Annotated in this window: 17 protein-coding genes; 5 read left to right on the forward strand and 12 right to left on the reverse strand. The window is 71.8% G+C overall.

Features of this window, described 5'->3' with window-relative positions:
* Positions 1-110: 110 nt before the first annotated feature.
* The 8 genes from AB0I29_RS24765 to kduI all read right to left on the reverse strand — a co-directional run bounded on the left by AB0I29_RS24765 (position 111) and on the right by kduI (position 13,983).
* Positions 111-5,867, reverse strand: coding sequence for a LamG-like jellyroll fold domain-containing protein (locus tag AB0I29_RS24765; RefSeq protein WP_357486631.1), 5,757 nt, complete (start codon positions 5,865-5,867; stop codon positions 111-113).
* Between the two features lie 211 nt (positions 5,868-6,078).
* The gene (locus tag AB0I29_RS24770; RefSeq protein ID WP_285105577.1) at positions 6,079-7,569 is read right to left on the reverse strand and encodes an aldehyde dehydrogenase family protein; all 1,491 of its coding nucleotides are present in this window, start codon (positions 7,567-7,569) and stop codon (positions 6,079-6,081) included.
* Between the two features lie 59 nt (positions 7,570-7,628).
* Entirely contained in the window at positions 7,629-8,633 is a 1,005-nt protein-coding gene (locus AB0I29_RS24775; RefSeq protein ID WP_357486633.1) for an ABC transporter permease, read from the reverse strand.
* Between the two features lie 2 nt (positions 8,634-8,635).
* On the reverse strand, positions 8,636-10,198 hold the full coding sequence (locus AB0I29_RS24780; protein WP_285105574.1) for a sugar ABC transporter ATP-binding protein: 1,563 nt from the start codon (positions 10,196-10,198) through the stop codon (positions 8,636-8,638).
* Complete coding sequence (locus tag AB0I29_RS24785) at positions 10,195-11,208, reverse strand: ABC transporter permease (protein ID WP_285105913.1); 1,014 nt, start codon at positions 11,206-11,208, stop codon at positions 10,195-10,197. Before AB0I29_RS24785 ends, AB0I29_RS24780 begins: the two co-directional genes overlap by 4 nt.
* Positions 11,209-11,210: 2 nt before the next feature.
* A complete protein-coding gene (locus AB0I29_RS24790) occupies positions 11,211-12,311 on the reverse strand; it encodes a sugar ABC transporter substrate-binding protein (protein WP_357486635.1) in 1,101 nt (366 codons plus the stop codon).
* Positions 12,312-12,376: 65 nt separating this feature from the next.
* The gene (kduD, locus tag AB0I29_RS24795; protein WP_285105570.1) at positions 12,377-13,168 is read right to left on the reverse strand and encodes a 2-dehydro-3-deoxy-D-gluconate 5-dehydrogenase KduD; all 792 of its coding nucleotides are present in this window, start codon (positions 13,166-13,168) and stop codon (positions 12,377-12,379) included.
* Positions 13,165-13,983 (reverse strand): 5-dehydro-4-deoxy-D-glucuronate isomerase, encoded by an 819-nt coding sequence (gene kduI / locus AB0I29_RS24800; RefSeq protein ID WP_357486637.1) that lies wholly within the window; start codon positions 13,981-13,983, stop codon positions 13,165-13,167. The genes kduD and kduI overlap by 4 nt, the downstream gene beginning before the upstream one ends.
* Positions 13,984-14,180: 197 nt before the next feature.
* Between kduI and AB0I29_RS24805 the strand changes: the two genes are divergently transcribed.
* Positions 14,181-14,984, forward strand: coding sequence for an IclR family transcriptional regulator (locus AB0I29_RS24805; protein WP_285105566.1), 804 nt, complete (start codon positions 14,181-14,183; stop codon positions 14,982-14,984).
* Positions 14,985-15,060: 76 nt separating this feature from the next.
* Here AB0I29_RS24805 and AB0I29_RS24810 read toward each other — a convergent pair whose 3' ends face one another.
* Positions 15,061-15,999, reverse strand: coding sequence for an NADP-dependent oxidoreductase (locus AB0I29_RS24810; protein WP_357486640.1), 939 nt, complete (start codon positions 15,997-15,999; stop codon positions 15,061-15,063).
* 124 nt (positions 16,000-16,123) lie between these two features.
* Between AB0I29_RS24810 and AB0I29_RS24815 the strand changes: the two genes are divergently transcribed.
* A complete protein-coding gene (locus AB0I29_RS24815) occupies positions 16,124-16,636 on the forward strand; it encodes a MarR family transcriptional regulator (RefSeq protein ID WP_285105562.1) in 513 nt (170 codons plus the stop codon).
* A 33-nt stretch (positions 16,637-16,669) separates the two neighbouring features.
* Here AB0I29_RS24815 and AB0I29_RS24820 read toward each other — a convergent pair whose 3' ends face one another.
* The 3 genes from AB0I29_RS24820 to AB0I29_RS24830 form a co-directional block, all read right to left on the reverse strand.
* Positions 16,670-17,479, reverse strand: a complete 810-nt coding sequence (locus AB0I29_RS24820) for a M15 family metallopeptidase (protein WP_285105560.1) — start codon at positions 17,477-17,479, stop codon at positions 16,670-16,672.
* Between the two features lie 82 nt (positions 17,480-17,561).
* Positions 17,562-18,392, reverse strand: a complete 831-nt coding sequence (locus AB0I29_RS24825; protein WP_285105558.1) for a C40 family peptidase — start codon at positions 18,390-18,392, stop codon at positions 17,562-17,564.
* A gap of 109 nt (positions 18,393-18,501) precedes the next feature.
* On the reverse strand, positions 18,502-18,933 hold the full coding sequence (locus AB0I29_RS24830) for a hypothetical protein (protein WP_357486643.1): 432 nt from the start codon (positions 18,931-18,933) through the stop codon (positions 18,502-18,504).
* An 84-nt stretch (positions 18,934-19,017) separates the two neighbouring features.
* Between AB0I29_RS24830 and AB0I29_RS24835 the strand changes: the two genes are divergently transcribed.
* The 3 genes from AB0I29_RS24835 (at position 19,018) to AB0I29_RS24845 (ending at position 21,127) form a co-directional block, all read left to right on the forward strand.
* The gene (locus AB0I29_RS24835) at positions 19,018-19,392 is read left to right on the forward strand and encodes a hypothetical protein (RefSeq protein ID WP_357486645.1); all 375 of its coding nucleotides are present in this window, start codon (positions 19,018-19,020) and stop codon (positions 19,390-19,392) included.
* Between the two features lie 376 nt (positions 19,393-19,768).
* Complete coding sequence (locus AB0I29_RS24840; RefSeq protein WP_285105554.1) at positions 19,769-20,239, forward strand: VOC family protein; 471 nt, start codon at positions 19,769-19,771, stop codon at positions 20,237-20,239.
* Between the two features lie 15 nt (positions 20,240-20,254).
* Complete coding sequence (locus tag AB0I29_RS24845; RefSeq protein WP_357486647.1) at positions 20,255-21,127, forward strand: oxidoreductase; 873 nt, start codon at positions 20,255-20,257, stop codon at positions 21,125-21,127.
* Positions 21,128-21,162: the final 35 nt, after the last annotated feature.

The following is a 21,162-nucleotide window of genomic DNA, read 5'->3' on the forward strand; positions in this document are numbered from 1 at the left end:
GTCCCTGATCCGGATCACGGACCGAGGTTAGACATCCGAAGCGATCAGAGTGGTATTTCAACAATGACTCCACCCGAGCTGGCGCCCGAGCCTCCGGGCCCGGCCCTCTTCTACCTCACTCTGACGGTCACCCTGGTCTCCGCCGCGAGCGCCAGCTCGCTGCCGAGGTAGGACGCCGTGAGCGTCAGGTCCTTCCCCTTGGGCTGGGCCACCTCGAAGCGGGCGAGCCCGTTCTGGATGGTCCCGAGGAGCGTCTGGCCGTCCTTCACCGCGATGCGCACCTGCCCCGTCACCGGGACCTCGTTCGCGGCGGTGAAGGAGACCTCGACGGCCACCTTCTTGCCCGACTTCTTCGCGGTGATCTCCATGGTGGGCACCACCTTGTCGACCACGACCCGGACCTTCGACGTCGCGGCCTTGTGGTCGGCGTCGCCCGCATAGCGCAGGGTCAGGTCGTACACCCCTGGCTTCAGCGAGGTGGCCGGCAGGACGAGGGTTCCTCGCCCGTCCGCGATCGTGGTCGTCGCGAGGGTGGTGTCACCGTCGCGCAGCTCGACCGCACCCGTGGCCGTGTCCGGTGAGACCGCCACCGAGACCGTGCCCGCCGTGCCGTAGGTGATGGGCAGGGCCACGCCGGCCACCGCCGTCACCGTCGGCGACTTCACCGTGACGGTCACCGTGGCCGCGGCGGACAGGTCTTCCCCGTCGTCGGCCTTGTAGGTGAACACGTCCTTGCCGGAGAACCCGTCGTCGGAGGTGTAGGTGAAGGACCCGTCCGCCTCCAGCGTGACCCGGCCGTTGGCCGGCTGGGTCACCGCGGTCGCGGTCAGGACGTTGCCGTCGGCGTCGGTGTCGTTGGCCAGCACACCCGGCGCCGGGAGGGTCAGCGGCTGACCGCCCACGGCCGAGTAGGCGTCGTTGCCCGCCACCGGAGCCGTGTTGACGGGCGGCTGCTCGCCCTCCTCCACCGTGATGGTCACCGTCGTCGCCGCGGACGTCGCCGCGCCGTCGGAGGCCTTGTAGGTGAACGTGTCCGTCCCGAAGTACCCGCTTTCGGGCGTGTACGTGAAGGACCCGTCCGCCTGCAGGGCGACGTCGCCGTGCGCCGGCTGGGTGAGCCCGGTCGCGGTCAGGTCGTCGCCGTCGATGTCGGTGTCGTTCGCCAGGAGCCCCGGCGCCGCCACCTCCAGCGGCTCGTCCTCGACGGTGCCGTAGGCGTCGGCGGCACCCACCGGGGCCGTGTTCGACGCCGTCCCGGCGTGGAGGTCGCCCACCTGCTCGGCGGTCAGCTCGTAACCGAACATCCGGAAGTCGTCGACCAGGCCGTCCCAGCGGCCGTCGGGCCAGCTGGTCCCGCCGATGAGGTTGGTCGTCGTCTGGCCGCCCACCCCGACGTCACCGATGGTGACGGTGAAGTCGTCGCGCGTGGCCTGGAGCTCGCCGTCGAAGTAGATCTTCCCGACCGAGCCGCTCTGGGTGAACACCACGTGCGTCCACTCGTTGAGCGGCAGGTCATTGCCCTGGCCCAGGACCAGACGCTCCTGGGCGCTGCCCGGGGTGCCCGGCGCCTTGAACGTCGCCGCGAAGCCGGTGGCCCCGCTGGTCTGGGTGTTGGACTGCAGCAGGAAGAACGTGTCGGTGCTGCTGCCGATCTGCAGCAGCGGCACCCACGTGGGCAGGGCGTCGGGGCGAGCCCAGATCGAGACGCTGAACTCGTCCTCCATCCCGGCCTCGATGTTGTCCGGCAGCTCGACCTGGTTGCCCGTGCCCGACGCACCGCCGGGCAGGTTGACCGCCCCGCCGAACTTCCCGGCACCGGACCAGCCGGTCGACCCGGTGAGCGTCGCCGCCCCGACCGAGCTGTCCAGCCCGGTGTTGGCCGCCGTCGATCCCTGACCCTCGTCGAAGGTGTAGTGGATCGGCGTGCCCTCGCCGGGCGGTGGCCGCTCGACCGTGTGCTCCACGGTCTGCGCGGAGTCGCGCCACCCGTCGTCGGCGAGGAAGCGGATCTGCACCTCGTGGTCGCCCGGCGAGAGCGCCACGTCCGTGAACCGCACCGCGCCGGCGGCGACGTCGACCTGCCCGCCCACGCGGGACCCGTCGACCCACAGCTCGGCGACGCCCGTGGGGGCCCCGCCGCTCGCGGCCGCGACGGCACCCGAGACGGTGACCGGCTCGCCGAACGGCGACGGGGAGCCCGGCTCGACCGTGACCGTGGTGGTCGTGGCGAGCGCGCTGCCGTCGGCGTACAGGGCCGCCACGGCGTCGTCACCGAGCGCCGAGGTGTAGACCCGGACGTCGTCCATGAGGCCGTCGTAGGCAGGGTCCGGGAAACCGTTGCGCCCCAGCCAGTTGTTGGCCGTCGGCCCGACGTCGGACATGTCGATCGTCAGGTCGTCGCGGGACGCGATGGGCTCGCCGTCCAGGTAGAGCGTGCCGGTCGCACCCTGGCGGGTGAACGCGACGTGGTTCCACTCGCCGGCCACGACGTCACGGGTCGGCGTCGCGTAGACCCGTTCCTGCAGCGCGTTCCCCTTGGCCTTGAACGTGGCCGCGAGACCGGTGGCACCGGCGGCGTTGGTCTGCATCTGGACCTGGAAGAAGCTGCCGGCTCCCTCGAGCCCGTCCCCGATGTGGAACAGGCCGGTCCAGCCCGTCTTCGTGTCGGGCCGCACCCAGAACGAGGTGGTGAAGCTCTCCTCGCCCTGGAGCAGGTTGTCCGGCAGGTCCACCGCGTTGGCGTTGCTGCCGCCGCTGAGGTCGAGGGCGTCGCCGAACACGCCGTCCTCGCTCCAACCGGTGGTCCCCGTGAGCGTGGCAGCGCCAACGGACCCGTCCGTGCCGGTGTTGGCGGCCCGGGTGCCGGATCCCTCCTCGAAGGCGTAGTGCACGGGGACGTCGGAGGCGCCCGCGTCGGAGCCCACGATCACCAGGTCGTCGATCATGACGCCCGCGCCCGAGTCCCCGGCGGAGATGGTCAGGTCCTGCGACCGTGCCCCGGCCACGAAGGTCCCGACGTACGTGCCGAACGCCGTCTGCGACGACAGGTTGGCCCCCGCCGACAGGGTCGTCGACAGGTCACCGACCGAGAGGTCGGCGGTGCCGGGTGCCGTGCCGGCGGACCGGCTGTCGCGGGCGTAGCGCAGCGAGACCCGGTACTCACGGCCCGGGTCGAGACCCTTGACCGTGCGGGTCAGGCTGCCCTCGCTGCCCACGGCGAGGTGATAGCCGGTCAGGCCGAGGCCGCCCTGGCTGGGCGCCGCGGCACGGACGAGCTGGACCTCGCTGTCGACCTCCCACGGGGACATCCGGCCGTTGCCCGGCGCGACGTCGACGACGGCCGGCGGGTTGGCGGAACGCCACTCCGCGGGCAGGCGGGGGTACTCGATCTGGTCGACCAGGTGCGGGGCCGGGGCGTCCATCTCGACCTCGGGGTCGATCTGGAAGATGTCGGCCACCGACGGCGTGCCGTCCTCGTCGAAGACGAAGAGCATGTACGCACCGGGCGGGGCGTACGTGCCGTCGACCGGGCTCTCGACGGTGAGGGTGTCACCGTTCTGGGCGAACGCCAGGTCCTGGAAGTTCTGGTCGTTGTTGAACCCGTGCGTCACCGAGCCGTTGCGGACCAGGGTGACCCGGGAGACGTCGACGTCGGCCTGCACGTCGAACGTGCCGTCGTAACCGACCTTCTCCGGCACGCCCGTGACCTCCGGACGCACCGCCGGCTCGTCGCCGTCGAAGAGGTACGACGGGGAGTAGAACTCGACGTCCGTGTAGTTGCGCGGGCCCGGCGTACCGCCGCCGCCCACCATCAGACGGCCGTCGGGCAGGAGCAGCGCGGTCGAGTGGTACAGGCGGGCGTGCTCGTAGGGCACGTCCACCGTGGTCCACTCGCCGGTGTCGGGGTCCCAGATCTCGGCGCTGGTGACGTAGCCGCCGTTGCCGTTGTTGTCGCGCGAGCCGCCGGTGACGATCACGTCGCCGTCGGGCAGCACCGTGGACGTGGCCCAGTGCCGGGCGTACTGCATCGGCTCGGTCGCCTCGACCACGGGCGCGTCGGTGCCGCCGGTGATGTCGACGGTGAAGCCGGCGCGGGCGCCGTCCGGACCGCCGCCGTTGGCCCACCAGCCGCCGCCGACCTGCAGGATCTTGCCGGGGCGGTACATCGTGGCGGTGGACGTGGCGCCGACCGGGTTGCCGAGGCCGCCCTGGTTCGCGACGTCCGCGGGCAGGGTGCCCCGGAGCGTCACCTCACCGTCGCCCGAGGGGTCGAGCTCGTACATCTGGGTGCCGGTGATGTTGAAGATGTTGCCGTTGCCCGGCGCGACGAACGCACGCGGGTACCACCAGCGGTTCTCGTCGGGCCCGTTGCCGCCTCCGCCGTCGCCGTACGCGGCCGCGCTGGTGGCGCCCTCCAGCAGCTTCCAGGAGCTGCCCTCGTCCGGCGTGTAGATCTCCGGCGTCAGCACGCCGGGACCGCCCGGGCCGCCCTTGAGGCTGCCGCCCTGCACCACGACGGAGCCGTCGGGCAGGGTGGTGCCCGTGGGGTACCAGCGCGGGTAGTTCATCGGGGCCTCGTTGCGCAGGCCCTGGTTGGTCGTGTAGCTGGTGACGCCGATGGCGGCGTCGTTGGGCGCGTTGCCGCCCAGGCCGTCGTCACCGCCGACCGTCATGGTGGCCCGCCGGTGCGGCATCTGGACCTGCATCGAGCAGAACAGGTCGGTGTACGTGGAGTTCGTGACGATGCCGTCGTTCACGTTGGCGGTCGTGCGCTCCTCGTCCGGGTCCCAGACGTCGATCTCCATCTGGCCGCCCTGCGTGACGCACGAGTTGCCGTAGAAGTCGTAGGGCGTGTTGTCGGTGCAGCCCGACGAGACGCTGCCGAACGACTGGACCTTGCCGTCGGACGTCAGCGCCGCGTTGATCGGCACCAGCGGCCAGGGCGTGACGCCGCTCCAGGCGCCCTGCTCGGCCTTGTTCGGCGCCGAGCAGTCGGCCGGGAGCAGGCCCGCGGTGTAGGCCAGGCCGTTCTTGATCTGCGTGCGGATCGGGGCCTCGGCGTACGCCGTGCCCTCGTGCCCCATCCCCGAGTACCACGACCGGCCGGAGTCGATCTCCTGGCACCACGTGATCGGGTGGTTCGTGCCGTTGTTGCCCCCGCCGTAGGACGACTCGTCGGCGTTCAGGAGGGTGCGCACGTTGGGCGCCGGGTTGACCAGCCAGTCGTACCACTCGTCGCTGCGGGTGAACTCGGCCGGCAGGCCCTGGGTCAGCGGGTGCGAGGTGTCCTTGACCACCACGCGGCCCGGGCGCACCGCGGGGTTCTCGGGGTGGCCCTCGGACGCCGCGCCCACGAGCCGGGCGTAGAACGGGTTCACGTCGTGCTCGCTCTGGCCGACCGACCAGCCCGCGTAGTGCAGGCCCAGGTAGCCGCCGCCACCGCGGATGTAGGCCTCCAGCGCGGCGCGCTGGTCCACGTTGAACAGCACGCCACCGGTCTGGGCGAACGCGATCGTGTCCTTGGTCGCGAGGTTCGCCGTGGTGAAGGCGGCGGGGTCGTCGGTCTCCTGGATCTCGACCGGCTGGCCGTACTCGACGCCCAGGTCCGCGACCAGGTCACGGATGGCCTGGCGGGCCTGGACGTGCGAGGCGTGGAAGTTGGACTTGTAGAACAGCAGCACGCGCAGCACGCCGTCGTCGACGGACCCGGGCGCGGCCTGCGCGGAGGCCGCTGCTGCGGGTGCGGCCTGGGCGACGCCGCCCAGGAAGGGTACGACCGCCAGGGAGGCGGCGAGCACGGCCGCCAGGCGTGCCCGGCGGGAGCGACGCGCGTGGTGGCGCCGGTCAGGTCTGCGTAACAGGTTCATCGTTGATCCCTTTTCGCACGGTTCTCATGGACATGAAGGCAGCCCGGACGGCCGATCCCCCGCCCCGGGGTCGGCCGCCCAGACCTGTCACTGGGTGTTGCTGTGTTCCTGTGTGGTTCCTGCTGGTTGTCGGGTGGGTGGGTTCGGTCCTCGTGGGACGTTCCCGGTGGTGCTGCTCGGTCCGCGCGGCGTCAGCGCCCGCGGCGCGGGCTCACCGGAGCTCGGCGATGACGGTCTTGAGCTCCGTGTAGTCGTCCAGCCCGAACGAGCCCAGCTCGCGACCCCAGCCGGACTGCTTGAAGCCGCCCCGCGGGAGGGTGACGTCGTCCGCGTGCCAGGTGTTGAGCCAGACCGTGCCGGCCCGGAGCTTGCTGCCGACCCGGTGGGCCGTGCTCAGGTCGCGCGACCACACGCCCGCGGCCAGGCCGTAGACCGTGTTGTTGGCCGCCGCGACCACCTCGTCCTCGCTGTCGAACGGGATGGCGGTGATGACGGGCCCGAAGATCTCGTCGGTCTGGACCGCCATCTGCTCGGTGACGTCGGTGATGAGGGTCGGGGAGAAGAAGTAGCCGCGGTCGGCGGCCGGACCGGCGCTGCCCGCGGCGATCGTGGCGCCGTCGGCGACCGCGCCCCGCACGTAGCCCATGACCTTCTCGTGCTGCTCCTGCGAGACCAGCGGCCCCATCGTGGTCGCCGGGTCGAACGCGTCGCCGACCCGGATGGCCTTGGCCGCCGCGGCCACACCCTCGATGACCTGGTCGAACACCTCGCGCTGCACGTAGAGGCGCGAGCCGTTGACGCAGCACTGGCCCTCGTTGAAGTAGCCCGCCAGGGCGGCGCCGGCGATCGCGGCGTCGAGGTCGGCGTCGGCGAAGATGATGTTGGGCGCCTTGCCGCCCAGCTCCAGCGAGACCTTCTTGAGGTTCTTCGAGGCACCCGCGGCGATCTTCTTGCCCACCTCGGTGCTGCCGGTGAAGGCGACCTTGTCGACGCCGGCGTGGTCCACCAGGGCGGCGCCCGCGTCGCCGAACCCGGGCAGCACGTTGACCACACCGGCCGGGAGGCCGGCCTCCAGCAGCAGCTCGCCGAGCCGGAGCGCGGTGAGCGGGGTCTGCTCGGCCGGCTTGAGCACCACGGTGTTGCCCGCCGTGATGGACGGGATGATCTTGAAGGCGGCCATCGTGAGCGGGAAGTTCCAGGGCACGATGCCGGCGACGACGCCGATGGCCTCACGCCGGGTGTAGGCGTGGAAGTCCCGGCCGGGCACCGACATGGGGATCGTCGTGCCCTCCAGCTTGGTGGCCCAGCCGGCGAAGTAGCGGAACAGCTCGGCGGCCACGCCGACGTCGCCCCGGGCGGACGCGAGGCTCTTTCCGTTGTCGAGCGACTCCAGCTGGGCGAACTCCTCGGTGCGCTCGTCGATCATGTCGCCGATGCGCCACAACAGGTGCGAGCGGTCGCGCGGGGTCATCTTCGACCACGGTGAGCCCGACTCGAACGCGTTGCGGGCGGCGGTGACCGCCCGGTCGGCGTCGACCGCGGACGCCTGGGCCACCTGGACCAGGACCTCCTCGGTCGCCGGATTCACCGTCGCGAAGGTCTTGCCGTCCTTGGAGTCCACCCACTCGCCGTCGATCAGCAGCTGCTTGGGCGAGGACAGGAACGAGGAGACGGCGGGCAGGAGAAGGGAGTTCTCGGACATGGGGAGCCTTCCGGGGTGTCGGGGTTCTCAGGAGTGGTTCGGGGCGAGGTGGGCCGCGGCTACTTGATGATCAGCACCTTCGACCGGTCGAGGGTGAGCGCGACGGCGACGACGATGATCGCGCCGTAGAGGATCTGCTCGTACGCCGACGGCACGCCGACGATCGGCAGCCCCACGCGCAGCAGGGTCACCACGAGCGCCCCCGCGAGGCTGCGCCACAGCGAGCCGTGGCCGCCGGTGATGGCGGTACCGCCCACCACGATGGCAGCCACCGCGGGCAGCAGCAGGTTGTCGGCCATGGTCGGGCTGCCGCTGAAATTGCGGGACACCAGCATGACGGCGGCCAGCCCGGCGCAGGCGCCGGAGACGGTGAACGCGGCGACCTTGACCAGGTCGACCGGGGCGCCGCCCAGGCGGGCCGCCGACTCGGAGTAGCCGGTGGCGCGGATCCAGGCGTCGAGCGGGGTGAACCGGACCACCAGGGAGACCGCCACCACGACGAGCAGGGCGACGAAGAACGACATCGGCACCACGCCGGCCACGTAGAGCGTGAGCCAGTGGGTGGCGTCGCGGTCGACCACCCGGATCGGCCCGGCGTCGGAGATCACCAGCGCGATCGCGGTGAAGATGCTCATGCCGCCGAGCGTGACGATGAACGACGGGATGCGCAGCAGCACGTGGGCGACGCCCTGCAGCGCCCCGATCGCGCCGGTGGCCGCGATGATCGCCAGGGTGGTGAGCCCCCCGAGGTCGGGCAGCCACAGCGCGAAGAACACCGTCGCCAGGGAGCACAGCGCGGCGATCGACAGGTCGATGCCGCCGCACAGGACCACCAGGGTGGCGCCGGCCGCGAGCACGACGAGCGGCGCCGACGTGCGGACCGCGGCCGTGAGGCTGCTGGCGGTCAGGAAGCTCGGGTCTGCGATGGTGAGCGCCGCCAGCAGCACGACGAGCGCGATGACCGGCATGAACGACGTCAGCCGCTGGGCCGTGGTCGGCCGGCCCTTGACGGCGGGCTCGGAGGCAGGCCCGGGGGCCGGCTGGGTGAGGACGGGCGTGGACATGCTCAGACCATCTCCTTGACGAGGTCGAGCGGAGTCGGCTTGCTCCCCGTGGGAGCGGCGACCTCCGTGGTCGCGCGGCCATCGCTCATCACGATGATCCGGTCGGACATGCCGATCGCCTCCTCGAGGCTGTCGGCCAGCAGCACCGTGGCCACGCCGCTGTTGGCGAGCTCACGCATGAGCCGGTACACCTCCGAGCGCGCCCCGACGTCGAGGCCGCGGGTGGGGTGGTCGAGCAGCAGCAGCCGGACGTCGCCGGCCACCAGCCAGCGGGCCAGCACCACCTTCTGCTGGTTGCCGCCCGACAGTCGCTGGATCGCGGTGCCCCGGTGCGGGGTGCGGATCGAGAGCCGGTCGATCCACGTGTCCACCAGCGTCGCCTGCTTGCGCGGCCGGACCACGGGTCCGGTGCAGCGGGCCTGCTGCTTGGTGAGCGTCATGTTGTCGGCCACCGACATGGGGCCCACCATGCCCTCGGTCTTGCGCTCGGCCGGGACGTACCCGATGCCCGCGGCGCAGGCCGCGCGGGTGCCGGACAGGTCGAGCCGCTTGCCGTCGAGCTCCACCTCGCCTGCCGTGGTGGGCTCGGCGCCGAAGAGCGCCCGGCACACGTCCTCGCGGCCGGAGCCGTGCACGCCGACGATGCCGACGATCTCGCCGGCGTGGACGTCCAGGTCGACGCCCTGGAACGTCCTGCCGGACAGGCCGCGCACCACGAGGCGGGGCCTGCGGGGCTCGTCGGACCGCTCGGCGGCGCCGTCGTGGTAGTGGTCGTCGGACCCGGTCGAGCCGATCATCATGCGGTGCAGCTCGGCCGGTGCCGCGCCCTCGGCGGGCACCTCGCCCACCGACTGGCCGCCGCGCAGCACGGCGACCCGGTCGCAGACGTCGAGCACCTCGTCGAGCCGGTGCGAGACGAAGACGACGGACGCGAACTCGCGCAGCCGCCGCACCTGGGTGAAGAGGGTCTCGATCTCCTTGGACTCCAGCACGGAGGTGGGCTCGTCGAGGATGATCACCGGCGGGTGCGAGGTGCGCTCCTCGATGCGGAGCACCTTGGCGATCTCGACCATCTGCCGGTCGGCGAAGCTCAGGGTGTCGGTGCGCGCGAGGGGGTCGATGTGCGACCCGATCTTGTCCAGCTGCTCCTGCGCGAGCCGGCGCATCGTGCCCCAGCGGTAGATGCCGCGGCGCACGCCCGGCCCCTCGCTGCCGAGCACGATGTTCTCGGCGGCGGTGAGGTTGGGCACGAGCGACTGCTCCTGGAACACCATGCCGATGCCGTGGTCGGCGGCGTCGACGACGCTCCGCAGCCGCACCTTCTCGCCGCGCACCCAGATCTCGCCGGCGTCCGGCCGCACGAGCCCGACCAGCGCCTTGAGCAGCGTGGACTTGCCGGCGCCGTTCTCGCCGGCCAGGCCCAGCACCTCGTTCCGGCGCACCACGAGGTCCACGCCGTCGAGCGCCTTGACGCCCGGGTAGTGCTTGACGAGTCCGCGCACCTCGAGGGCGTGCCGGGGTTCCGGCACGCGGGGTGCGGTCTCTGTCCGCAGGTTCGTTGTCACTTGGTCACCTGGTTCCTACGACGCTGTGGGATGACGGCGGCCGCGACGGCCGCGACGACGATGAGGCCCTGTACACCGCCCTGCCAGTACGGGCTCACCCCGACCTGGACGAGGCCGTTGGTCAGGACGGTCACCAGCAGCACGCCGACCGTGGAGTGGAGGATGCCTCCGCGGCCGCCGGTGAGCAGGGTTCCGCCGACGACGGCGGCCGTGATGGCCGAGAAGTCGTAGCCCTTGCCGGCCTGGACCAGACCCGCGCTGAGCTGGCTGGTGACCAGCACGCCGGCCAGGCCGTAGAACGCGCCCGCCATGGTGAAGACCGCCACCTTGAAGGGCGCGACCCGCACGCCGGAGAGCGACAGCACCTCCTCGGCGCCGCCGATCGCGAAGGCGTACCGGCCCAGGCGCGAGTAGCGCTGGACCAGGGCGCCCAGGACCACGCAGGCCAGCGCGATCCAGGTCAGGTGGGCCAGGCCGAGGAACCGGTCCACGGCCCAGCCCTCCAGCATCGGGTCGGAGACGTTGGGCTGGACGCCCGCGAACAGGAGAGTGGCCACACCCAGGCCCACGGCGGAGACACCGAGGGTGGCCATGAACGACGGCACCTTGAGCACGACCAGGGCGAGCCCGCTGAGGCAGCCGAGCGCGGCGGCCAGCAGGACCGCCACGGCGACCCCGAGCAGACCCCAGTCGTTGTCGTTGCGGTTGTTGGCGACCAGGAGGGCGACCGTGATGGCGGACGCACCCATGATCCCGGGGGCGGACAGGTCGATCGAACCCATCATCAGCACGAAGCTGATGCCGATGGTCACGACGGCGAGGACCGCCGCTGCGTCCAGTACGTTCTGCACGTTGGAGAGCGTGCGGAACCCGGGGCTGAGGATCGCGAAGATCCCGAAGATGACGACGAGCGCGATCGGCGGTCCCGCGTCCCGCAGGGACACCCCCCGCCGAGGCCGGGGGCGTTGCGCGTGCACGACGTCGGTGTCGGCTTCGGCGGGGGGTGCCATGGTCACGAGATCGCGCCCTGCGAACGGCTGAAGAGGTTGTCGCAGGCGAAGTCGGCCTCGTCGGTCTGCGGGGAGACGAAGTCGGCGACGTTGTCCTGCTCGATGAGGAACTGCTCGGCGAACCAGGCGCGGTCCTCGTCGGCGATGTCCTCGACGGCGAGCTCGCCGGTGGCCACGCAGTAGCCGATGGCCAGGCCGATGCCGCCCTGCCAGGGGCCGTCGCTGGAGACGGTCGCCGTCATGGTGCCGTCCTCGATCGCCGTCAGCGCGTCCGGCACGGCGTCGATGCCGACCACGGCCACGTCGTCCCGGCCGGCCTGCTGCAGCGCCTCGAGCGCGCCGAGCGCCATGTCGTCGTTGGCGGCCCAGATGCCCTTGACGTCCTCGCCGTGCTTGGTGAGGAGCGTCTTGGTGACCTCCAGCGCCTCGGCGCGGGAGAAGTTGGCGGTCTGGTCGTCGAGCAGCTCGACGTCCGGGTTGGCCGCCAGCGACTCCTCGAGCCCGGCGAACCGGTCCTTGGCGGCACCGGTGTCCAGGATGCCCTGGAGGGCGACGATGCCCCCCGAGCCGCCGATGGCCTCGGCCAGCGCGTCGCCGATCTGCTTGCCGGACTCCACGCCGTTGTAGGTGATGTGCGAGAGCCAGTGGTCGTAGTCGGTGACGTTCAGGTCGGCCGGCTTGTTCCACTGGGTGACCAGGTAGGCGCCGGCCTCCTCGGCACCCTCGACGATGGGCGGGGTGTCGGAGTCGCCGTTGGGCAGGATGTTCATGACGAGGCACTCGGTGTCGCCGGCGAGGAGCTGGCTGATCTGCTCCTGCTGACGCGTCGAGTCGCCGTCGTAGGTGAGCCGCTCCTGGGTGAGGCCGACCTGCTCGGCGAAGGCGTCGCCGCCGTCGAGCCACGAGGCCTCGTACGGGTTGGACTCGTTGCGCACCTGGCCCACCAGGGTGACGTCGGCGGGGTCGCAGGCGGCGCCGCCCTCGGCGCTGCCACCGCCCCCGGCGGCCGTCTCGGTGCAGCCCGTGAGTGCGGCGGCCGCCAGCGCGACGCCGAGGACGGCGGCCGTGCCTCGAGCGGCAGTGTGTCGAGAGGTGAACTTCATTGTCGTTTCCTCGATTTCGTTCGGTGCCGGTGTCCGGCGGTGGAACTGATGTGGGAGGGACGGGCTCAGCGGGCCAGCCAGCCTCCGTCGACGGCCAGGACGTGACCGTTGACGTAGTCGGCGGCAGGTGAGCTGAGGAAGACGGCCGCTCCGGCGACGTCCTCGGCGGTGCCCCAGCGGCCGGCCGGGATGCGTTCGAGGATGGAGCGTGAGCGGTCCGCGTCGTCGCGGAGCGCGGTGGTGTTGTCGGTGACCATGTAGCCCGGGGCGATCGCGTTGACCTGGACGCCGTGCGGCCCCCACTCGTTGGCCAGCGCCTTGGTCACCCCGGCCACCCCGTGCTTGCTCGCGGCGTACGACACCACCCGCAGGCCGCCCTGGAAGGACAGCAGGCTGGCGATGCTGACGACCTTGCCGTGGCCGCGTTCGACCATCGGCCGGCCGAGCTGCTGGGTGAGGAAGAAGAGCCCGTTGAGGTTGACGTCGAGCACGCGCTGCCAGGAGTCGCGGCTGACGTCGACGGAGTCCTCGCGGTCGATGATCCCGGCGTTGTTGACCACGATGTCGATCTGCCGCGAGCCGGTCAGCTCGGCGCAGACCCGCTCGACCGCGTCGAGGTCGCTCACGTCGAGGTCCACGACGTCGGCCTTCGCACCGAGCGCGACGACCTGGTCGCGGGTCTCGTCCTGGTTGCCCGGGCGGCCCAGCAGCACGACGTCGGCCCCCGCGCGGGCGAGGCCGAGCGCGACCGCCCGGCCGAGGCCGCGCCCCGCACCGGTCACCGCGGCGCACCTGCCGTGCAGGTCGAAGGGTGAGCGCGCCTCGCCGGCGGGTGTGGCGGCCGGGTCGGTGGTCACAGGTCCTCCAGCGCCACGGGGCTCAGGTCCGTGTAGACGTTGTTCTCGCCGGCCATCGCCCAGATGAAGGCGTACGACCCGGTGCCGGCCCCGGCGTGGACCGACCAGGGCGGGGAGATGACGGCCTCGCGGTTGCGGAGCACGAGGTGGCGGGTGGCGCCGGGCTGGCCCATGAAGTGGAAGACGCGGTCCTGCTCGTCGAGGTCCACGTAGCAGTAGATCTCCGTGCGGCGGTCGTGCAGGTGCGGCGGGAACGTGTTCCAGACCGAGCCGCTGGCGATCACGGTCACCCCGAACTGGAGCACGGAGGTCTTGAGCTCCTGGCCCCAGGCGTAGCGGAAGAGGTTGCGCTCGTTGGCCGCCTCGGCCGTGCCCAGCGGGACCGGCTCGATCTCGCTGTGGCTGAGCGCCTGGGTCGGGTAGGTCGCGTGCGCCGGGGCGGACACGAAGTAGAAGGCGGCGTCGGCGCCGCCGAAGGACACCTCGCTCCCCCGCCCCACGAAGAGGCCGTCGAGGTGCTCCAGCTCGTACTTCTCGTCGTCGACCACGACGTGCCCGGCGGCCCCGACGTTGATGATGCCGAGCTCGCGGCCCTCGAGGTGGGACTCGGTGCCCAGCACGTCGGACCAGGCCGGCAGGGCGACCTCGGTGGTGTCGGGAACCGCCCCGCCGATCACCATCCGGTCGTCGTGGGTGTAGGTGCCCCGGACCTCGCCGCTCTCGAAGAGGTCTGCGACGAGGAAGCTCTCTCGCAGGTCCGCAGTGGTGGCCGTCTCCGCGCTGGACGGAGATGTCGAGTATCGAACCTGGATCACGTAGCTGCCCCTCGGTCGGTCTGCGAATCGCGTTCGTCTGTGAACTGCGTTCGTCTATGTGAACTGGTCTGAAGATAGACGTGATCCGGCTCACGGGTCAAGGGGCGGAAACCTGTCCATGTATGCGAACTCGCGGTAGTGTCGTATTCACCCCCGGGGAGGGCCCGGTGCACCGTGGTAGGACCAGAGGAGAGTTCATGCAGCTTCAGAAGGAGTTCAAGAGGGAGACGAACGGCGCCGCCGACGCGGGGCCGGTCAAGTCCGCCGCCCGCGCCCTGGACCTGCTGGACGACATCGCCGCCCGCGGCCCCGGAACTCAGCTGCAGCTCTCGAACCGGCTCAACATCCCCAAGAGCAGCCTCCACGCGCTGCTGCGGACCATGACCGAGCGCGGCTGGCTGCAGACGGACCCCACGGGCAGCGTCTACCAGCTCGGCATCCACTCCCTGGTGGTGAGCTCGGCCTACCTCGACGGCGACCCCGTGCTGGCCCGCGCCCAGTCCGTGCTGGACGAGGTGGCCGCCGCCACCCAGGAGACGGTCCACCTGGGCCGGCTCGACGGCGCCGACGTCATCTACACCGCCAAGCGCGAGTCGGTGCACCCGCTGCGCATGCACTCCGCCGTCGGGCGCCGGCTCCCGGCGTACGCGACCTCGCTGGGGCGCGCCCTGCTCGCCGAGATGCCGGCCGAGTCCCGCCGCGACCTGGTGCCCGAGTCGATCGCCGCGATCACCCCGCACACGACCACAGAGAAGGAGGCCGTGCTCGAGATCATCGACCAGGCGGCCTACCAGGGGTACGCCACCGAGAGCGAGGAGTCGTGCATGGGCGTGCGCTGCTTCGGTGTGGCGCTCCCCTTCGGCCACCACGCGGTGGACGCGATGAGCGTCGCGGTGCCGATCAGCCGGCTCGGCGACGGGCGCGAGGACCTCATCATCGAGACCCTGCTCAGCGTGCGGTCGCGGCTGGCGGCCGTGCACGACAACAGCATGGTGCGCTGAGGACCCGTCCACAGGCACGCACGGACCCCGCCGGGCCCGGAGCTTCCGCTCCGGGCCCGGCGGGGTCCCCGTTCTCTCAGACGGCGGGCGGGACCACCACGACCTTGCCGTGGACCTGCCCCGCGTCGGCCTGCCGGTGGATCGCGGGCAGCTCGCTCAGCGGCACGCGCCGCGCGATCTCCACGTGCAGGTCACCGCTGTCGACGAGGGTGACCAGGCCCGAGAGCACGTCGGCGTCGGGGTGCAGGAAGACGGTGACCGCGCGCACGCCGCGCGCCTCGTCACCGGGTGTGGTCACGGTCGGCGTCGTGGAGACGACGACGCCGCCGTCGCGGACCCGGGCGACCAGGGCCGCGAAGCCCTCGGCGGTGATCGGAGCCAGGTTGAGCAGCACGTCGACCGGCTCGGTCACCGCGTCGAGCACCGAGGTGGTCGTGTGGTCGATCACCTCGTCCGCGCCGGCCGCCTTGACGGCCTGCTCGCTGCGCGGGCTCGCGGTGGCGACGACGTACGCGCCGGCGCGCCTGGCGAGCTGCACGGCGTACCCGCCCACCGGGCCGCCGGCACCGTTGATCAGCACCCGCTGACCGGCCTGGAGCCCGCCGGCCTCGAACAGCGCCTGCGAGGCGGTGAGGCCCACGGACGGGAGCCCGGCGGCGTCGGCCAGCGGGATGCGCGTCGGGGCCGCCACCAGGTCGGCCGCCGGGGCGACGACGTACTGCGCCGCCGAGCCGTCGGCGATCATCGGGATGAAGCCGACGACGTCCTGGCCCACGGCGAGGCCCTCCACGCCGTCACCGAGCGCGTCGACCGTGCCGGAGACGTCGTAGCCCGGCACGTGCGGCAGCGCGACGGGGAACGGCAGGAACCCGCCGCGGATGCCGCCGTCGGCCGGGTTGAACGCCGACCCGGCGACCCGGAGGCGCACCTCGCCGGCGCCGGGGACCGGCTGGTCGGCGTCCTCGTAGCGCAGAACCTCGGCGGTGCCCGTCTCGTGGAACCGAACTGCCTTCATGATGTCGTTCCCTTCGGTCAAATGCTTCGGATTCGAAGCAACTGATGAGCACGCTAGCACCGCTTCCAATTCGAAGCAAGTGCTTCGAGTTGGAAGTATCGGCGGGTCTGGCTAGGCTGGAGACGTGACCTCGACCCCGCCGCCCCTGGACGCCACGCAGCTGGGCGCCTACTTCGCCCTCATCGAGGCGAGCAGCCTGCTGAAGCACTCCGTCGAGCAACAGCTGCGGGACGCCGGGGACCTGAGCTACGTGCAGTTCCAGCTCCTGGCGACCCTCGGGGACTCCCCGACGGGCAGCCGGCGGATGACCGACCTGGCCGACGGCGTGGTCTACAGCCGCAGCGGGCTGACCTACCAGGCCCAGACGCTGGAGAAGCGGGGCCTCGTGACCCGGTCGCAGTCGTCGGACGACGAGCGCGGCGTCACCGTGACCATCACGGAGGAGGGGCGCGCCGTGCTCGCGGAGGTCTTCCCGGGGCACGTCGCCGTGCTCGACGACCTGCTGTTCGCCCCGCTGACCCGCGCCGACGTCGAGACGCTCGCGGACATCCTCGCCCGCGCGCGGGACCACATGCGGCAGACGCCACCGCGGTCGGCGGGGGCGCGGCGGCGGAAGAAGGCGGCCGCGGCGGACTAGGGGCAGGCGGCGTGCGGCGTCACCCGCTCGGCATCACGCCGCCGTGAACTCCCAGTGCCACGGTTCGTACGGTCCGGAGCCGCCGGCCCGCGCCCACGCCGGGTTGTCCCAGCCGTGCTCCGGGCCGTGCGCCTTGAGCCAGTCCCAGCGCTCGCCCGCGTAGCCGTCGGCGCAGATGTCCACCGCGAGGCCCCAGCCGTGGTTGGACCGACCCGGCGTCGCCGTCAGCGTGGGCTTCTGCGCCTTCGCGGTGACCTGCTGCGCATAGCTGCGGTAGCCGTCCGTGAGACACAGCGCCTCGCCGAACCGCTCGGTGTAGGCCTGGTTCAGACGGGCCAGGGCGACGGCGGCATCGGCCCGGATCGGCGGGTAGCCGTTCCACAGGTCGCACAGCTCGTCGTCGGGCAGGTTGCCGTTGACCCCAGCACCGGTTGCCTCGCCGTCGCAGCCCGGGAGGACGGGCGGAGCCTCGACCTCTACGGGCGCGCGCTCCCCGCCGGACATCGTCGCGTCCTGAGGAACGGTGATGCCGGCGTCGGCCGTTCCACGTGGTGCACGCTCCTGGCTGCGCGAGGCGCCACCTTCGCGGTCGCGCGCTGCCTGCTCCGCGTCGGACGACGGGTCGGTGAGCGCGACGGCGGCTCCGGGCCGGTCGTGCACCTCGCCTCCCGGCCCGCCCGCGGTCGCCACCGCGACCGAGGTGGTGGCGACGAGAGCGATCCCCACCCCGAGCGTCAACGGCCACCGCCCCGTGACCGCGGACAGCGGTCCGCTCGTCGGGGCGGAGTGCCTGCCCTTGCGGTGCCGGCCCCGCCTGGACCGTGCTCGCGTCGGTGTTGCCATGGGTGTTTCTCCTGGGGATCGGCAGGGTCGAAGGCGGGGGGCGTGAGGGGCGGGCCGGAGCCCGCCCCTCACGCGGAGCGCGTCAGAGAACGCGGATGAACGTCGGGTTGGACTGCCAGATCTGCGTGTAGCGCACCGTCTGGCCCGGCACCGGCGCCTCGATCTGCATGCCGTCGCCGGCGTAGATCGCGATGTGCCCGGGCGACCAGATCAGGTCACCGGGCTGCGCCTCGGACCACGAGACCTCCGGCCCGGCGTACCGCTGCTCGGACGAGGTGCGGGGCAGGTTGACCCCGACCTGGGCGTACACGTAGGACGTGAACCCGGAACAGTCCATCCCGGCCGGGGTCGACCCGCCCCACAGGTAGGGCACCCCGAGGTACCGCATCCCGATGGACACCACGGCGGAGCCGGACGCCGAGGCCGGGACGTCGAGCGCGGCCTCGGCAGCCTCCGCGGCGGCGGCCTCCGCTTCCGCGGCAGCCTCTGCCTCTGCCTCGGCGGCGAGCTGTGCCTGGTACTCGTCGTTCTCCGCCGCGGAGACGACCGAGACGGCGGCCTTCTCGACCCTCAGCTCGGCGTCGTTGGCCACGGTCACGACCGGCGCGGCGGCGACGGACTCCTTGGCCTGTGCCGCGAGGGCGTTGAGGTCTGCCGTGTTGAGGGCGCCCTGGACGGACTTGCCGGCCAGGGACGTGGTGACCGATGCGGGTGCCGGGGCCGCTTGGGCGGGGGTCGCGACCAGGGACAGCAGCACGCCGGAACCGGCCGCGGCCGCGACGGCGGTTCTCCCGGCGAGCGTCGTGACCTGTTCGGTGGCGGCTCGGGCGACGTCGGCCAGGACGGGACGGCTGACCGCCCGGTGACGACCACGACCGCGGACGGTCGGGTCAGGGTTGTAGCTGGGCTCCATGAAAGCTGGGACCTTTCGGATCGGAGTAGAACCACACACACGTCCCCGGGTTCGGGGCGCGCGAAACCGGTCGACACCCCGGTGGGGTGGTGTCGAGGGGTGTGGTGGTCTACGTCCGGGAGATCCCCAGGGCATGCAGCGACGGTGCGGCTGCGACGGCCACGCCGGAGGCTGCCCCGCGCTGGGTGTGCGCGATGTCGGGCACCAGCCACCGCAGGGCGAGGTCCGGCTCTCCGGCCAGGTCTGCGGAGGGCGACACGGTCCGGTCGTACCGGGCCGTCACCGTGCGGTTCTCCGAGCAGTGGTTCGGGTCGTCACCGTGGTGACCGGAGGGCCCTCCGGCCTCGGCGGGCGCTACGCCAGATGCCGCGAGCTGCCCGACGGCGCTCTCCCGGTGGGCGTGTCCGGCCTCGTCCAGGTGGACGCCGCACAGCAGCTGCACACCCACGACGGTGAGCACGAGGAACATGACGGCCAGGACGCTCGTGACCCCACGCCGAGGTTCGGCGAGCAGCGCGCGAGCGGGACGTGTCAGGTTCATGGCGAGCCCAAGAGTAACGGTATGGACACGGAATGGGGCAACAGGACGCATGGGGTCCATACCCGATGGGGGTATCCTCCTCCGGTGACCACGACCCCCGCACCGGCAGAACGTCTCGCCGAATCGCCAGGTCTCACCGCTTGCAGCCTCTGCGCCGGAGAGACCCTCGGCGATCTCGACCCCCTGCCCGGCGGGCAGCTCGCGCGCTTGCGGATCCTTCAGGCCAAGGGTGTCGCGCGGCTGACCCTGTCGGAGTGCCTGGACGAGTGCAACCGCGGCGATGTCGTCGTCGCGCGCCCCACAGCCGCCGGGCGCGCGAGCGGCGCGCGGCCGGTCTGGTTCCAACGTCTCGCCGGAGACCGGGTGACCGATGCACTGGGGGCGTGGCTCGGCGGCGGCGGGCCGGGCCTCGCTCAGCTGCCCGCCGAGCTCGACGCCCATGTCATCGATCGCTCGTAGCCTGGGCGCGTGAACGGGCCCTGACGCCGGGAGCGACCCACACCGGGCAGGGCCGGGAGATCACCGGGTCCATCGAGCCGGGCTGACCGGACGGGTCGTTCCACGCTGCCGGGGCCTGGCGTTCCTCGTGCGAGCGGCCACCGGAAAGCGGGCGGCACTAGTCCCCTGACTCAGGGGACTCGCCCCGCGCGAGCCGGAGCGCCTTCTCCGTGAAGTAGTTCACCTCTCCGTGGCCCCTGAGGGGCGACATCCAAGGTGGTACCGCCAAAGCCAGGATCACGGGTACCAGCGAAGGACTCCCGCCGGGTCCGGGTGCGGGCTTGCAATGGTCGTGGGTCCAGACCATGAGCCCACTCAGCACGGAAAGGAAAGATCAATGCCTCTGCCCGCCGCGCCCGCGCGCAACACCAGCTCACCCTTCTCGTCGATGCACGGCCACCACACCGCGATCCGGTACCCCGACTTCGAGGCCGCTCGCGCGTTCTGGGTCGACACCATGGACTGGCGGGTCCTGCAGACCTGGCCCTACGGCGACCTCACCCTCGCCTACGTGATGCCGCCCGATCAGGACGAGTTCCACCTCGAGATCCTCGCCGGACCGGGGGCTGCCGCCCAGACGGTCTACGAGGATGTGGACGCCAGCCTGGCGGCCAGCGGCTACAACCACGTGTGCCTGTCCGTCGACAGCGTCGATGACACGCTCGCCGCGCTGCGCGAGCGCGGTGTCGACATCGTGAACCCGCCGTTCGAGATCGAGGACATCAGCGCACGGCTGGCGTTCTTCCGGGACCCGTGGGGCAACATGTTCGAGCTCACGGAGCGAACCGGCGACGGTCTCGCCCACTGAGAGAAGGTGGTTTGCATGGCTGTCTGGTTCATCACGGGTGCCTCCCGTGGCCTGGGTATCGAGATCGTCCGCGCCGCTCTGGCGAGCGGCCACAGCGTGGTCGCCACCGCCCGTGACCCGCACGGAGTCGAGGCTGCCTTCCCGGATGCGGGCGAACGACTCCTCGCGGTGGCTCTGGACGTCACCGACCTGGCCCAGGTCCAGGCTGCGGTCGAGGTCGCCGTCGCGACCTTCGGCCGCGTCGACGTGCTGGTCAACAACGCCGGCCGGGGGCTGCTGGGCGCTGTCGAGGAGGCTGACGACGTCGAGGTGCGTGCCGTGTACGACACCAACGTGTTCGGCGTCCTGACGGTGACGCGTGCGGTGCTACCCGTGCTGCGCGCGCAGCGGTCGGGCCACGTCGTCAACCTGTCGTCCGTCGGTGGATTCGTGGGCTCGGCGGGGTGGGGGATCTACGCCTCGACGAAGTTCGCCGTGGAGGGCTTCTCCGAGGCGATGAGTCTGGAGCTCGCACCGCTCGGGATCGCCGTCACGCTGGTCGAGCCCGGCTACTTCCGCACCGACTTCCTGGACTCCTCCAGCCTCCACCGCGTCACGGCCACGATCGCCGACTACGCAGAGGGCCCGGCCGGAGCGATGCGGCTGACCGCGGAGCGGGTCAACCACGGTCAGCCCGGTGACCCGGTCAAGGCCGGCACCGCGATCGTGTCCGCGATCGACTCCGGCCGAGCACCGCTGCGGCTGCAGCTCGGCTCGGACTGTGTCGCCTCGGTCGAGGCGAAGCTCACGGCCGTGGCGGCAGACCTGGACGCGTGGCGTGAGGTCGCTCTCTCCACGGACCACGACGACGTCGCGGTCTCGCCGTCGGGAGCAGGAGACGCCTCATGATCTGGCGGTGAGTGAAGTTGAACGGGGCATCGGGC

The sequence above is a fragment of the Promicromonospora sp. NPDC050262 genome (assembly GCF_040655935.1).
Lineage (GTDB): Bacteria > Actinomycetota > Actinomycetes > Actinomycetales > Cellulomonadaceae > Promicromonospora.

Excerpts from the sequence above, each read along its gene's own strand:
- AB0I29_RS24840 (WP_285105554.1), top strand. The coding sequence starts at position 19,769 with ATGCCTCTGCCCGCCGCGCCCGCGCGCAACACCAGCTCACCCTTCTCG.
- AB0I29_RS24810 (WP_357486640.1), bottom strand. The coding sequence starts at position 15,999 with ATGAAGGCAGTTCGGTTCCACGAGACGGGCACCGCCGAGGTTCTGCGC.
- AB0I29_RS24820 (WP_285105560.1), bottom strand. The coding sequence starts at position 17,479 with ATGGCAACACCGACGCGAGCACGGTCCAGGCGGGGCCGGCACCGCAAG.
- AB0I29_RS24785 (WP_285105913.1), bottom strand. The coding sequence starts at position 11,208 with ATGGCACCCCCCGCCGAAGCCGACACCGACGTCGTGCACGCGCAACGC.
- AB0I29_RS24805 (WP_285105566.1), top strand. The coding sequence starts at position 14,181 with ATGCAGCTTCAGAAGGAGTTCAAGAGGGAGACGAACGGCGCCGCCGAC.
- AB0I29_RS24830 (WP_357486643.1), bottom strand. The coding sequence starts at position 18,933 with ATGAACCTGACACGTCCCGCTCGCGCGCTGCTCGCCGAACCTCGGCGT.
- AB0I29_RS24775 (WP_357486633.1), bottom strand. The coding sequence starts at position 8,633 with ATGTCCACGCCCGTCCTCACCCAGCCGGCCCCCGGGCCTGCCTCCGAG.
- AB0I29_RS24765 (WP_357486631.1), bottom strand. The coding sequence starts at position 5,867 with ATGAACCTGTTACGCAGACCTGACCGGCGCCACCACGCGCGTCGCTCC.
- AB0I29_RS24790 (WP_357486635.1), bottom strand. The coding sequence starts at position 12,311 with ATGAAGTTCACCTCTCGACACACTGCCGCTCGAGGCACGGCCGCCGTC.
- AB0I29_RS24845 (WP_357486647.1), top strand. The coding sequence starts at position 20,255 with ATGGCTGTCTGGTTCATCACGGGTGCCTCCCGTGGCCTGGGTATCGAG.
- AB0I29_RS24770 (WP_285105577.1), bottom strand. The coding sequence starts at position 7,569 with ATGTCCGAGAACTCCCTTCTCCTGCCCGCCGTCTCCTCGTTCCTGTCC.
- AB0I29_RS24825 (WP_285105558.1), bottom strand. The coding sequence starts at position 18,392 with ATGGAGCCCAGCTACAACCCTGACCCGACCGTCCGCGGTCGTGGTCGT.